12 protein-coding genes are annotated in these 13,529 nt (G+C 66.6%); all 12 read left to right on the forward strand.

All coding sequences use genetic code 11. The annotated features are described in order from the left end of the window. The first annotated feature begins 15 nt into the window (after nucleotides 1–15). The 12 genes from G554_RS0100460 to aroA all read left to right on the forward strand — a co-directional run bounded on the left by G554_RS0100460 (nucleotide 16) and on the right by aroA (nucleotide 13,508). The gene (locus G554_RS0100460) at nucleotides 16–1,272 is read left to right on the forward strand and encodes a PTS transporter subunit IIC (protein WP_027586369.1); all 1,257 of its coding nucleotides are present in this window, start codon (nucleotides 16–18) and stop codon (nucleotides 1,270–1,272) included. 67 nt (nucleotides 1,273–1,339) lie between these two features. Next, entirely contained in the window at nucleotides 1,340–1,837 is a 498-nt protein-coding gene (locus tag G554_RS0100465) for a PTS sugar transporter subunit IIA (protein ID WP_245569900.1), read from the forward strand. A 47-nt stretch (nucleotides 1,838–1,884) separates the two neighbouring features. Then, nucleotides 1,885–3,459 (forward strand): xylulokinase, encoded by a 1,575-nt coding sequence (locus G554_RS0100470; RefSeq protein ID WP_027586371.1) that lies wholly within the window; start codon nucleotides 1,885–1,887, stop codon nucleotides 3,457–3,459. Nucleotides 3,460–3,549: 90 nt separating this feature from the next. Further along, nucleotides 3,550–4,593, forward strand: coding sequence for an NAD(P)H-dependent glycerol-3-phosphate dehydrogenase (locus tag G554_RS0100475; protein ID WP_027586372.1), 1,044 nt, complete (start codon nucleotides 3,550–3,552; stop codon nucleotides 4,591–4,593). A gap of 500 nt (nucleotides 4,594–5,093) precedes the next feature. Further along, the gene (locus G554_RS0100480; RefSeq protein WP_027586373.1) at nucleotides 5,094–5,531 is read left to right on the forward strand and encodes a PTS sugar transporter subunit IIA; all 438 of its coding nucleotides are present in this window, start codon (nucleotides 5,094–5,096) and stop codon (nucleotides 5,529–5,531) included. Next, complete coding sequence (locus G554_RS0100485; protein WP_027586374.1) at nucleotides 5,531–6,022, forward strand: PTS sugar transporter subunit IIB; 492 nt, start codon at nucleotides 5,531–5,533, stop codon at nucleotides 6,020–6,022. Before G554_RS0100480 ends, G554_RS0100485 begins: the two co-directional genes overlap by 1 nt. Before the next feature lie 16 nt (nucleotides 6,023–6,038). Continuing rightward, nucleotides 6,039–6,854 (forward strand): PTS mannose/fructose/sorbose transporter subunit IIC, encoded by an 816-nt coding sequence (locus tag G554_RS0100490; protein WP_027586375.1) that lies wholly within the window; start codon nucleotides 6,039–6,041, stop codon nucleotides 6,852–6,854. 11 nt (nucleotides 6,855–6,865) lie between these two features. Continuing rightward, nucleotides 6,866–7,723 (forward strand): PTS system mannose/fructose/sorbose family transporter subunit IID, encoded by an 858-nt coding sequence (locus G554_RS0100495; protein WP_027586376.1) that lies wholly within the window; start codon nucleotides 6,866–6,868, stop codon nucleotides 7,721–7,723. 124 nt (nucleotides 7,724–7,847) lie between these two features. Further along, nucleotides 7,848–8,621 carry an HAD hydrolase family protein gene (locus tag G554_RS0100500; protein WP_027586377.1) on the forward strand — a complete coding sequence of 258 codons (774 nt, stop codon included), beginning with the start codon at nucleotides 7,848–7,850 and terminating at the stop codon, nucleotides 8,619–8,621. Then, nucleotides 8,618–9,064 carry a hypothetical protein gene (locus G554_RS13755; protein WP_051232086.1) on the forward strand — a complete coding sequence of 149 codons (447 nt, stop codon included), beginning with the start codon at nucleotides 8,618–8,620 and terminating at the stop codon, nucleotides 9,062–9,064. Before G554_RS0100500 ends, G554_RS13755 begins: the two co-directional genes overlap by 4 nt. Nucleotides 9,065–9,067: 3 nt before the next feature. Beyond that, nucleotides 9,068–10,114 carry a LacI family DNA-binding transcriptional regulator gene (locus tag G554_RS0100510; protein ID WP_027586378.1) on the forward strand — a complete coding sequence of 349 codons (1,047 nt, stop codon included), beginning with the start codon at nucleotides 9,068–9,070 and terminating at the stop codon, nucleotides 10,112–10,114. A 226-nt stretch (nucleotides 10,115–10,340) separates the two neighbouring features. Beyond that, complete coding sequence (gene aroA / locus G554_RS0100515; RefSeq protein ID WP_027586379.1) at nucleotides 10,341–13,508, forward strand: 3-phosphoshikimate 1-carboxyvinyltransferase; 3,168 nt, start codon at nucleotides 10,341–10,343, stop codon at nucleotides 13,506–13,508. Nucleotides 13,509–13,529 lie beyond the last annotated feature (21 nt).

The following is a 13,529-nucleotide window of genomic DNA, read 5'->3' on the forward strand; positions in this document are numbered from 1 at the left end:
AGGGAAACAATAATCATGGAAATCATCAATGGCATTCTCAACATCGGTGCGGTGGTCATGCTGCCGATCGTGATGTTGATACTCTGCCTCATTTTCCGAATGCCGTTCGGAAAGTCCCTCAAGGCCGGCCTGATGATCGGGATCGGCTTCGCTGGACTGACGATCGTCATCAACTTCCTGATGGCATCGGTGGAGCCAGCAATCTCGTACTATCGCCGCATGGGTAGTGGTTTCACTACCGTTGACGTTGGCTGGGCAGCGGTCGGCGCCGCATCCTTCGGCGTCCCGTTTGCAGCACCCGCGATTCTCCTGGTGGTCCTCATCAACGTTGTGATGATCCTCCTCAAGTGGACGAACGTGCTCAACGTGGACATCTGGAATTTCATTCACTTCCTGGTCCCGGGAACTCTGGCCTACGCTCTCACCGGCAATCCGTGGATCGGGCTGGGGACTGTCCTGGTGCTGTCGGTGATCTGTCTCCTTGTGGCTCAGCGTGTCGCCCCCAGCTGGCAGAAGTATTACGGGCTGACCGGCACCACCTGCTCGACACTGTCCTTCATCACATCGGCGTGGCCGCTCGCGTTGGCGCTGAACTGGGTTATCGACAAGATTCCGGGCCTCCGGAAGATCGACATCTCGATGGAGAAGGTTGGCGACAAGCTGGGCTTCTTCGGTGATACCGCCTTTATCGGCCTCATCGTCGGCGTCTTCCTGGGTCTGATGACCCGCCAGCCCTGGGAAGGTGTCCTCATCATGGGCATGGGCATCGCGACCGTTCTGGTGCTGCTGCCGCGCATGGTCTCGGTGATGATGGAGGGTCTGTCGACCGTGGGCGAGGGGGCCAAGGCGTTCATGAAGCGCCACCTCGGCAAGGACAAGGACGGAAACGAGCGCGAGCTCAACATTGGTATGGATGTCGCACTGGCTCTCGGTGATCCAACCGCAATCACGATCACGGTGCTGATGATCCCGCTGGCGATCGCGTTTGCTTTCATCATCCCCGGGATGAATTACTTCCCCGTCGGAATGCTCACGGTGATCGTGTACATGATGCCGATGATCGTGCTGGCCTGCAAGGGAAACATGTTCCGTTCGCTCATTATCGGTGCGATCTTCCTCTTCTTCGTGGAGTGGGGCGCAAGTGTGTTCGCCGCCGAAGCGACTGCGATGATGCACGCTACCGGGGTCAAGGTAAACGGATCGGTGACCGATGCATTCTTCGGGTATAACCTGCCGAACGTCATCATTTCAACGCTCAACCGAATCTTCTGATTTAGGTGTCTCGGCCGGCTCCCATGGTCAAAGGGATCGTGGGAGCTGGTCAGATACTCTTCGTACCATGGCAGGAGTTTTCACAACTATGAGTGACCTTATTGGGCCCGAACTGGTTCATGTCGGCGTCGAGGTGGCGAGTCGCGACGAGCTTCTCTCCCTCATGGCAGGGCGGCTTCAGGCGAATGGAAGGACAAGAGAGACCTTCCTTCAAGGGCTCATCGATCGGGAAGCCAATTACCCCACTGGGCTTCCCATTAATGGTGGTGTGGCCATACCGCACACCGATCCCGAGCATGTCATCAATGATTCGGTCTCCATCGCCACCCTCTCCACGCCGGTGGGGTTCCAGGAGATGGCGGGGACTGACGACAGCGAGATCCCTGTGGACGTCGTGATCATGCTGGCTCTTGGTGGCGCAGAGAATCACTTGGACGTGCTCCAACAGATCATCGGATCGATTCAGGACGCGGAGTTCATGGCGTCCTTGAGGGCGTCGACCTCGCCGTCCGAGATCGCAGCGCTGGTGAAGGCCAAGCTCGGGCTGGCTCGACCGAGCCTCTAGAATTGCAGGAGTGGCACTGCCGCCACCAGGACAGGAAAAGGACACCGATGTCAGCAGAAGCACGCAGCTCCGAGGGCCCCCTGGTGGTGGCCATCGACTCCTCGACCACGTCCACCAAGGCGATCGTCGTCGACGTCGATGGGAATGTCTGGGAGACCGCCAAGCGGGAGATCCAGCTCCACACCCCCGCGATGGACCAGTACGAGCACAACCCGATCCGGTGGTGGGAGACCTCCCGCGACACCATCGGCGAGGTGCTCTCCCGACTCACCCCCGCCGACCGACAGCGGGTCGCCGCGATCGGCATCACCCAGCAGCGCGAGTCCTTCGCCCCGTTCGCCGCAGACGGCACCCCGTTGCGCAACGGGATCCTGTGGCTGGACGGCCGGGCCACCGACCAGATCCGCCGCTACGGCACCGAGCATGTCCACGAGCTGTCCGGCAAGCCGGCCGGCGTCACCCCCGCCATCTACAAGATGACCTGGGTCAAGGAGAACGAGCCCGGGGTCCTGGAGAAGGCCGACAAGATCATCGACGTCGGCGGCTACATCTCCTTCAACCTCACCGGCCGGTGGGCCACCTCGGAGGCCTCCGCCGACTCACTGGGCCTGTTCGACATCGAGGACCGGTCCTGGGCCGAGGAGCTGCTCGAGATCGCAGGGGTCCGCCGCGACCAGATGGCCGACCTGGTCCCCCCTGCCCAGCCGATCGCCGACCTTCGCCCCGAACTCGTCTCGCAGTGGGGCCTGCCCGGCCCGATCCCGGTGGTGGCCGGCCTGGGCGACGGCCAGGCCGCCGGCATCGGCGCCGCCGCCATCAACCCCGAGATCGCCTACCTCAACCTCGGCACCGCGGTGAACGCCGGCGTCGAGTCGCCGACCTACGCCTACGACTCTGGGGTGCGCACGCTGGTCTCCGGAATCCCCGGCGAGTACGTCTTCGAGGTACTGCAGTCCTCCGGTTCATATCTGGCCGGCTGGTTCCGGGAGGCGCTGGGCGACCCGAAGCTGTTGGGCGCTCCCGACCCGGCCCTGGACGCCGCGGCGGCCAGCATCCCGCCGGGCTGCGAGGGCCTCATCACGCTGCCCTACTGGAACGCGGTGCAGTCGCCCTTCTGGAACCCGGTGGCCCGCGGGGCCGTCGTCGGATGGCGCGGCACCCACTCGCGAGCCCACATGTACCGCTCCATCCTGGAGTCCATCGGCTTCGAGATGCGCGCCAATCTCGACTCCATCGAGCGTCGCACCGGCGTCAGGATCACCACTCTGCGCGCGATGGGTGGCGGCACCCGTTCCACGCTCTGGCGACAGATCATGTCCGACACCGCCGGTCTGCCGATCACCACCTGCGTCCAGGACGAGATCTCGGCCCTGGGCGCCGCGGTGCTGGCGATGGCCGCGATCGGCGCCCATGGCTCCCACGACGTCGCCACCTCCGCGACCGCGATGGCTCATTTCGGTGAGACCACCGAACCCGACACCTCGCTGCACGACCAGTACAAGGACGTCGCCGCGGTCCAGCGCCGCCTCTACCCGCAGCTCCAGGACGTCTTCGAGGACCTCCACATCCTCAGTGAGCGCTACCCCAGCACGAAACCGGAGTCGCCGAAGGTGGAGAGCTGAGCCGCCACCACCACCGAGCCGCAGCCCCCTCGGCGTCCGCCGGGGGTGCTGCGCGAGACTGGACCGGATACTCACGAAAGGACATCATCAATGCCGATCTTCACCGTCCTGGGAGCCGGTGCCATGGGCACCGCTCTCTGCAAGCCCTGGGTCGAAGCGGGCTGGGAGGTCCACCTGTGGGGCACCTGGCTCGACGACCACCTGCTGGACGCCGTCGAGGCCGGCCGCCCCCATCCGCGGATCAAGGTCCCTGCCGCACCGGGGATCAAGACCTTCCGCTCCGGCCAGCTGGCCGAGGCGCTGGCGGGAGCCGATGTCGTCGACATCGCCGTCACCTCGGAGGGGCTGCCGAAGGTCACCGAGATGGCCCTGGAGCACATCGACGGTCTGCGGGCGCTGTGCCTGACCGCCAAGGGGTTCTGGACCGATCCGGAGGGCAGGATCCAACTGCTGCCCGATGCCATCCGTTCGATCGCCGACAGCAAGGGGGTCTCACTGCCCCCGTTGGTCGCCATCGGTGGTCCGGTCAAGGCCAATGAGTGCGCCGCCGGCGAGGTGACCGCCACCACCTACGCCTCCCTCGATCTGTCGGTCGCCGAGGCGCTGGCCCGCGAGGCCGCCACCGAGACCTACGGCATCCGGCCCAGCGATGACGAGATCGGGGTGGAGCTGTGCGCCGCGTTGAAGAATGTCTACGCCATCTCCCTGGGCATCGCCGACGGGCTCGGCGAGGCCACCGGGGTGCCGCGCCACAACCTCAAGGCCGCCGCCTTCGCCCAGGCGGTCCGAGAGATGTCGCTACTGGTGTCGGCGGCCGGGGGTAAGGCCGAGACCCCCTACGGACTGGCCGGGGTCGGGGATCTGGAGGTCACCGGGCTGTCGGGCCGCAACAAGCTCTACGGCGTCCGGCTCGGCAAGGGGGAGACGCCGGACGGCGCATTGGCGGAGATGAACCGGCTGGAGCAGACCGTGGAGGGCTACCCGGCCGCACCTCTGGCGGTCGCCTTCGCGCATCAGTTCGGGGCCGATGAGCAGGAGCTGCCGCTGCTGCACACGGTCGCCCGGATCCTGCGGGGCGGGGTCGACGACGTCTACTCGGCGGTGGCTGCCGCCGTGAAGCCCGTCAAGCCCTGACGATTCCTGTCCGCCGGCCAGGCGGGCCGTCGGACACCACCGCCGGGACCCGTCCGGCGGGCGGTGGTGTCCGGCCCGGTCGCGGGTCGGCCAGAGCTGTCGACCCGCACCGGCCGGCTTGATTCGGTTCCGGGTCGTGCTAAGGCTCCCGGTCCGGCCGGTGCCGCCATTCCGCGTCTCTCAACGTGTCATGGCCGGCGCAGAGGTGTCTCCGTCGAGGTCCGCGAGGGCTCCGGAACGTCCAACTGGGGGCGCTTCTCGTCAATCCTCGCGGATTGTTATCAATTCGTGACAAACCCGTCTCAATCGCGCTACGGGCAGCGTTCTCTCTGCTCAGGGCCATCTCCGCAGTCCCTGGCGACCGCCCTGGCGAGAAATGTTGCGGTGGTGCGGGGAGTCACCACTGGCAACGTTGTCATAAATGTGATCGGATGACTCCGGGCCACAACCCGGTGACCCCAGGGGCCGTGGTGCTCCGATACACGCAAGGAGAACCAAGGATGGTTGCTCTGGTCATCGCCGCACACGGCGAAATGGCCCCGGCACTGCTGGCCTCCGCCGAGATGATCGCCGGCCCCTCAGAAGATGTGAGAGCCGTCACCTTCTCGAAGTCGGAGGGGCCGGATGACCTTCTCAAGAAGTATGAGGAGGCAAGTCAGGAACTCGGCTCCGATGTCCTCTTCCTGGTCGATCTGTTCGGCGGGAGCCCGTTCAACGCAGCGGCGCGCTTCGCGGCCGCTCACCCCGGCACGGACGTCGTCACCGGCGTCAACCTGCCGATGCTCGTCGAGGTCCTGATGAGCCGGGCCGTGCTCACCGACGTTCCGGCGCTGGTGCAGCAGGCCCGCACCTCCGGTACCTCCGGAGTGCGCACGTTCAGCGATATGAACACCACCTCGGCCAGCGATGCCGAGGACGATGAAGGAGATGAACTCTGATGAACATCAAGTTGCTGCGCATCGACTCCCGGTTGATCCACGGTCAGATCGCGAACAACTGGGTCAACACGGTGGGCGTCCAGACCATGATCGCGGTCTCGGACCAGGCTGCCCATGATGACATCCGCAAGACCCTGCTGCTGCAGGTCGGCAAGGAGAACACGAAGACCTTCGTGCTCGACCTCGCCAAGATGATGAGGGTCTACAACAACCCGAAGTACAAGGACCTCGACGCCCTCGTCGTCGTGGAGTCCCCCCAGGACGTCATCCGGCTGATGGACGCCGGACTGCCCGTCGACAAGGTCAACGTCGGTGGTATCACCTACCGCGAGGGGATGACCCGGGTCACCGAGTCGGTCTCCGTCGGCCCCGCCGAGATCGAGGCCTTCCAGGAGCTCGACAAGCGTGGGATCAAGCTCGAGGTCCAGCAGGTCCCCTCCAGCTCCCGCGCCAACATGATGGACAAGCTCCGCTCCGCGAAGCTCATCTAGGACGGGAGATCAGCAGATGTCTGCAGTTCAGATGATTCTCGTCATCCTGGTGGCCCTGGTCGCCGGTATGGCCAGTGTGCTCGATGAGCGTCAGTTCCACCGTCCCCTGGTGGCCTGCACCCTGATGGGTCTGGTCCTCGGTGATCTTCACACCGGCGTCATCCTCGGTGGCTCCCTGGAACTCATCGCCCTCGGCTGGATGAACGTCGGCGCCGCGATGGCCCCGGACGCCGCGCTGGCCTCCACGATCTCCGCGGTCGTCGTCATCTCCAGTGGTCAGGGGGTCGCGGAGGGCATCGCGATCGCCGTCCCGCTGGCCGCCGCCGGCCAGGTGCTGACGATCTTCGTCCGTACCATCAATGTGTTCTTCCAACATCAAGCCGACAACTTCGCGGCGAAAGCCAACTTCAGAGGCGTCGAGTTGATGCACTTCACGGCCCTGCTTTTGCAGGGTCTGCGAGTGGCCATCCCGACCGCCGTGGTGGCCGCCGTCTCCGGCACCAATGCGGTCAAGAACGCCCTTGACGCGATCCCCGATGTGGTCACCGGTGGCCTTCAGGTGGCCGGCGGATTCATCGTCGTCGTCGGCTACGCCATGGTCATCAACATGATGCAGGCCAAGGCCCTCATGCCCTTCTTCTTCCTGGGCTTCGTGGTGGCCTCGTTCACCGACTTCAACCTGGTCGGCCTGGGCATCATGGGCGCCTGCCTCGCCGTGATCTATGTGCAGCTCAACCCGCTGTACCACAACCAGATCAAGATGCCCGCTGCCGCCACCGGCGGAGGCGGATCAGCCGCTCTCGATGACGATCTCGACGACGAGCTGGACTGAGGAGGACACCCATGACTACAGACACTGTTCCCGAGACCAGCGAGGCTCCCGTCGGGGCGCTCACCAAGAAGGACTACCGGTCGATCTACCTCCGGTCCACCTTCATGCTGGGATCGTTCAACTTCGAGCGCTTCCAGGCGATCGGGGTGGCGGTCTCGCTGATCCCCTCGATCAAGCGGTTCTACCCTGACAAGCACGATCAGGCCGAGGCCCTCAAGCGGCACCTGGAGTTCTTCAACACCCATCCGTGGATCGCCTCGCCGATCTTCGGCGTCGTCTCGGCGATGGAGGAGCAGAAGTCCAAGGGCGAGCCCATCCAGGACGCCGACGTCACCAACGTCAAGATCGGTCTGATGGGGCCACTGGCCGGCGTCGGCGACCCGATCTTCTGGGGCACCGCCCGACCCGTGCTCGCGGCTCTCGGCGCCTCGATGGCGGTCACCGGATCGGTCGTCGGACCCCTGCTGTTCTTCGTCGTCATCAACATCATCCGGATGCTGACGCGCTGGTACGGCTTCAAGCTCGGCTACGAGCGCGGCACGGCCATCGTCTCCGATCTCGGAGGTGGCCAGCTCAAGAAGCTCACCGCCACCGCCTCGGTGCTCGGCCTGTTCGTGATGGGCGCCCTGGTGTCCAAATGGACGACGATCAACTTCCCGCTGGTCATCTCCCGGTACAAGGGAAGTGACGGCAAGGAGGTGGTCACCACCCTGCAGAGCATCCTGGACTCCCTGCTGCCAGGCCTGGTCGCCCTGCTGCTGACCTTCCTGTGCATGTGGATCCTCAAGAAGAAGGTCAACCCGATCTGGATCATCTTCGGCATGTTCGCCGTCGGTATCCTGGGCTACTGGACCGGATTCCTCGGCTGAGGCCCCTGCGGGACGCTGCTGACCGGGTCCCGGTGCCGATACGCACCGGGGCCCGGTTCAGCCCTGGCCCCCATCACTTCATTCCACCACGATCCCGGCACCGAGGCCGGGGGACTGAGGCCCCATGAGAACCGTGCTTGCCACCGACCTTGACGGAACAGTGGTCTTCGAGGACGGGGTCCACCCCGCCGACCGGGAGGCGCTGGCGACCTGGAAGAGGTCCGGGAACATCCTGGTGCTGGACACCGGCAAGTCCGTCGATGCCGTGCGGCTCGTCTGGCACGACGCCGGGATGCCCACCCCCGACTTCGTCATCGCCTTCACCGGATCTGTCATCACTGACGGTGATCTCAGGCCGCTCGCGGTGACCGCGCACCAGCAGGGCCTGCTCGACGACATCGCCGCTCTGGTGGAGGGCGAGCAGTTGGTGCTCTACGCCTCCGATATCGAGCATGACTACGTCGTCTTCTCCCGGGTGGCCCAGACCTCCTCGATCGTGCCGCGGGCCTACCCCGGCGACCTCGACAGACTCCGACACACCGAGCTGTTCGGCATTCCGCTGTTCATTCCCGACCCGTCGGTGATGAGCCGGGTCGAACCTGCTCTACGAGAACTGTGCGACGGGCGGGCCGAGGTGCACCGCAACCAGAACTTCCTCGATGTCGTGCCCCCGGGAGTCTCCAAGGGGGCCGGCCTGCGACGTGTTCTCGACGAGTTCGCTCCCGGACACGGCGACGTATACTCCATCGGCGACTCATGGAACGACCTGTCCATGCACGAGGTCGCCGACCACCCCATCACGTTGACCGACTCGCCGGCGCAGGTGCGGGCGCAGTGCGAGGGCAGCGTCGACTGCGCCGCCCAACTCATCGACCGGATTCTCAAGGAGCAGCAATGATGGCCATCATGGGCGACAAGGAGGACCGCCTCAGCAAGGAGGAGCGGCGCGCGGCCGCGGCCGAGTGGGTGCGCGGCGAGTACGGCCCCGGCGGATACACCTACGGGGTGAGCAAGCTGGTCACCGGACTGATGGTGCTCAGCGGGGTCCTCTACCTGCTCAGCCCGTGGGCCATGGCAGTGTGCCTGGCCGTCGCCATCATGGCGATCCTGGGACGCCGGATGCTGGAGCGTCAGGCGACCGGTGATTTCTCGGACCTGGCCGAGGCGAAGAAGCAGTACAACCGGAGCCGCAACGGCGAGTACCTGGACTTCATCGTGGCCCGTTGCACGCAGATGCTGCGCGACAACAAGGCGCTGCGTCCCGAGAGCAAGAAGGCGGTCTCCGACTATCTCGACTGGGCGGAGCGGCGACAGGCAGGCAACGCCCGGAAGGGTCGCTGACCGGTGGCCCCTCGCGGCACCCGTCGTCCCACGATTCGCGACGTCGCGCAGCTGGCCGGTGTGTCGATCAAGACGGTCTCGCGGGTGATCAACCAATCTCCCGAGGTGGCTCCCAAGTCCCGCACCCGGGTCGAGTGGGCGATCCACGAACTCGACTTCACCCCCAATGTCGCCGCGGCCGGTCTCCGGCGGAGCGACCGGTTGACGCGTAGCATCGCGGTGGTGGCCCAGGACCTGGGCAACACCTTCTCCTCCCAGCTGCTGAGGTCGATGGAGCGCTCGGACTTCCTCAAGGACGTCGCGCTGCTGGCGGCCAGCCTCGACGAGGAGCCCGAGCGGGAGCGTCGGGTGGTCAAGGACCTGGTGGCCCATCAGGTGGACGGCCTGGTCCTGGTGCCGACCCTGGCCGACCAGTCCTATCTGCAGAGGGTGGTGGATTCCGGACTGGCGGTGGTCTGTGTGGACCGCCGGCCCCGAGGTCTGGCGGTCGATTCCGTCACCACCGACAACTGGCTCGGCGCGCACATCGCGACCGAGCACCTCATCTCCTCGGGGCACCGGCGGATCGCCTTTCTCGGTGATCTCACATCCATCGAACCGTCCCAGGATCGGTTGGCCGGATACCTCGACGCGATGCGCGAGGCCGATTGCCCGGTCGACCGTGGGCTGGTCTGCACCGGGGTGCGTACGCCGAGCGACGGCCGCCAGGCCCTCCAGGCTCTCATCGACTCCCGGAAGTCCTTCACCGCCGTCCTGGTCTGTCGCAACGACCTCACCATCGGCGCCCTGGAGGCCCTTCAGCGCAACGGACTTCAGCACACCGTGGCCCTCGTCGGTTTCGACGACATGCCGATGGCCCCATTGGTCGACCCGCCGTTGACCGTGGTGCGCCAGGAGATCGACCAGCTCGCCAGGGCGACCGTGACCTGCCTGGCGGAGCGGATGCGCGGCTGCTCCCTGCCCGCCCGCGACATCGTCGTCCGGCCCACTCTGCTGCGCCGCGGATCCGGGGAGATCCCGGCCTCCCGTTTCGGCACCCTGCGGGCCTGAGGGTCCGGTCTCTCCCTGCTGTCCGTCCGCCGGGATCGACGCCCGCAGGCTTCCGCTGAGGCGTCTCGATCCGGCAGCGCGACTCCCCACTGGACAACCCCCCGCCCTGCAGGCGTAGCCTCGTCATCGGTCCTACCTACGGATACGTAACCAACAAGTAACGACTCGGTTGCGGCCGATCGCACCGATCTCACGGTGCCCCGGCCATTCTCAGGAGGAGGGTTTCTTGAGACTTCAAGTGCAGCCAGCGGCCTCGCCGCTCCACGGATACCTGGACATCCCCGTCTCGAAGTACCACGTCCACCGCGCTCTCATCCTCGCCGCGCTCGCCGACGGGCGGAGCCGGATCAGGGGCGTCTCCACCACCCGTCAGGTCGGCTGGACGATCGACGCGCTGCGGGCGCTCGGCGTCGGCATCGAGCAGCGCGGCGACGCGTACATCGTCGACGGCTGCGCCGGGCGGCCCCGGCTCACCGACTACCAGCACGCCGGCACCGACGCCCCCCACGGACTGATCGACGTCGGCTCCTCGGGCACCTCCCTCTACTTCCTCGTCGGACTGGTCAGCCTGGCCGACCGCCCGGTCACCGTCACCGGCATGAAGTACCTGCGCAACCGCCCCATCGAGGCCCTGCTGCGGGCGCTGCTCCAGATGGGCGTGAGCCTCCAGACGCTGCACGAGGACTGGCGGCTGCCGGTGAGGGTCGAGCCCCACCGGCCCTCCGGCGGCCACGTCGAGATGCCCGGGACGCTCTCCCAGTGGCTCTCGGGGGTGCTGCTGCTGGCCCCCTTCGCCACCTCGGACACCACCGTCCACATCACCGGCGGGCCCCTCAAGGAGCGCACCTATGTGGAGCTCACCATCACGATGATGGCTCGCTGGGGGCTGCGGGTCGACCACGACGACGACTGGCTGACCTTCCACATCCCGGCCGACCAGAGCGCCCACCCCGCCCAGTACACGGTGCCCTCCGACATCGGCGCCTCGGCCTTCGGGGTCGCCGCCGCCGCGATCCACCCCTCCGACGTGCTGTTCCACGGTCAACGGGTGGTCCGCGGCTGCGAGACCGACCACCCCGAGGGGCACTTCCTCGACATCGCCCGGCAGATGGGGGTCGATCTCTTCCGGGACCCCGACACCGGCCTGGCTCGGGTGGTCAGCGACGGCTCCCCGCTGCGGCCCATCGAACTGGACTGCGGCACCGTCCCCGATCTTCTCCCGGTGCTCTCGGCGATGGCCTGCTTCGCCGAGGGCACCAGCCGGCTGTACAACGTGAGCCATATCCGGCTCAAGGAGACCGACCGGGTGGCAGCGATGCTGCAACTCAACAAGCTCGGCGCCCACCTGAGCCAAGGTGAGGACGAGTTGCGCATCACCGGCATCAGACAGCGCCCCGGTCCCGGCGCGGAGCACCTGCACGGCGCCGAGCTGTCCTCCTTCAACGACCACCGGGTGCTGATGTCGCTGGCGGTGGCCGCCACACGCGCCACCAGCCCCAGCACCCTCACCTATCCACGCGCCTACCGGATCTCGTATCCGACCTTTCTCGAGGAGATGCACCGCATCGGTATGAACATGTCCGTTGTTTCATCACAGAGCACCATCGGCGGCCCCGCTGGAGCCGCCGGCAGCACAGACAGCCCCCACACCCACTCCGGCGCCGCACCGGCCCGGTCCAGGCGGGACTCCCGGCGGGACATCCCCGAGGGCCTCACACTGGCCAGCGAGGTGCTCACCGATCGGGTCCGTCGGCTCTCCATCGACCAGCCCGACGCCCCGGCCGTCATCGAGGTCGGCGACCCGACGCCGGTCACCATCAGCTGGTCCCAGCTCCAGGCCGAGGCCGACCAGGTCTCGATGGCCCTGCTCGACATGGGCGTGGTCAAGGGCGATGCCGTCGCCATCCAGGTCCCCAACTGGGTCGAGTTCGAGACGATCGCCGTCGGCGTCCTGCAGATCGGCGCCCTCATCACCCCGATCATGCCGGTCTTCGGTGCCCACGAGATCGCCAAGATCATCGGCATGTCGAGGGCCCGGGTCGCCTTCGTCACCGACGAGTTCCGGCACCGTCACGGCCCGGCCGACCTGCTGGAGGCCGCCGAGGGGACCGACTTCCAGCTCGAGCACGTCGTCGTCGTCAACGCCGCCGACCGCCGCGGCCATCTGGCCCCGGCCGGATCCCGTCCGACAGCCCTGCCGGCGAGCCTGGTCTCCGATCCCCGCTCCCGGCAGTGGACCTGGAGCAGCTATCGCGAGGCGATCAGCGGACAGCAGCCGGACGCCGACCTGCTCGCCGCGTTGGCCCCCCATCCCCACGACCTCGCCGAGCTGCTGTTCACCTCCGGCACCACCGGTGATCCCAAGGGGGTCCAGCACGACCACCTCGGACCCGCCCTGGCCACCGCCCTGGAGATCGAGCACCTGGGTCTGGGCCCCGACGACCGGATCTACGTCCCCACCCCGATCGCCCACCAGACCGGCCTGCTCTACGGCGTCATGCTCGCCTGGCAGCTGGGGGTGGCCGCCGTCATCCAGCCCGTCTGGAATGTCGACATCGCCCTGGATCGGGCCTTCCCGAAGGCTCACGCCAGCTTCGTCCAGGCCGCCACGCCCTTCCTCGACGACCTCGTCGACGCGGTCCGCAACGGCGCCCCGGCCCCCGAGTCGCTGCGCATCTTCGTGGCCACCGGCGCCGCGGTGCCGCGGGCCCTGGCGCGTGGGGCGGCCGGCGTCCTGAACTGCTCGGTGCTGGGAGCCTTCGGCTCCACCGAGAGCTCACTGGCGGCGCTGGCCGCACCGACCGATGACCCGGCGCTGGCCCAGGGGGCCGATGGGAGAGCACTGCCCGGGATCCGGCTGAGGGTCACCGACGAGGACGGTGTGGTGCTGCCCACCGATCAGGAGGGCAACTTCGAGATCGACTCGCCGACCCTGTTCGTCGGCTACCTCGACCGTCCCGATCTCACGGAGCAGGCCTTCAGCCCGGACGGCTGGTTCCGCACCGGTGACCTCGCCCGCATCGACGAGAACGGCTACCTGCACATCACCGGGCGGGTCAAGGACATCATCAATCGCGGTGGTGAGAAGATTCCCGTCGTCGAGGTGGAGAACCTGCTCTACCAGCACCCCGGGCTGGCCGATGTCGCTGTCGTCGCGATGCCCGACGCCCGGCTGGGCGAGCGGGCCTGTGCCTTCGTGGTCGCCGCCGACGGGGTCGAGGGGCCCACCTTCGCGCAGATGCAGAAGTACCTGCTCGATCACGGCCTGTCCAAGTACTACTGGCCGGAGCGCCTGGAGTACCTCGACGCACTGCCGCGCAACACGGTGGGCAAGATCCAGAAGAACATCCTGCGTGAGAAGGCCAGGCATCTCACGGTGGAACGGAAGCACTGATGACCAGTCAGGACATGAAGG

This window comes from Acidipropionibacterium thoenii DSM 20276 (assembly GCF_000423445.1).
In the GTDB taxonomy this organism is placed as follows: domain Bacteria; phylum Actinomycetota; class Actinomycetes; order Propionibacteriales; family Propionibacteriaceae; genus Acidipropionibacterium; species Acidipropionibacterium thoenii.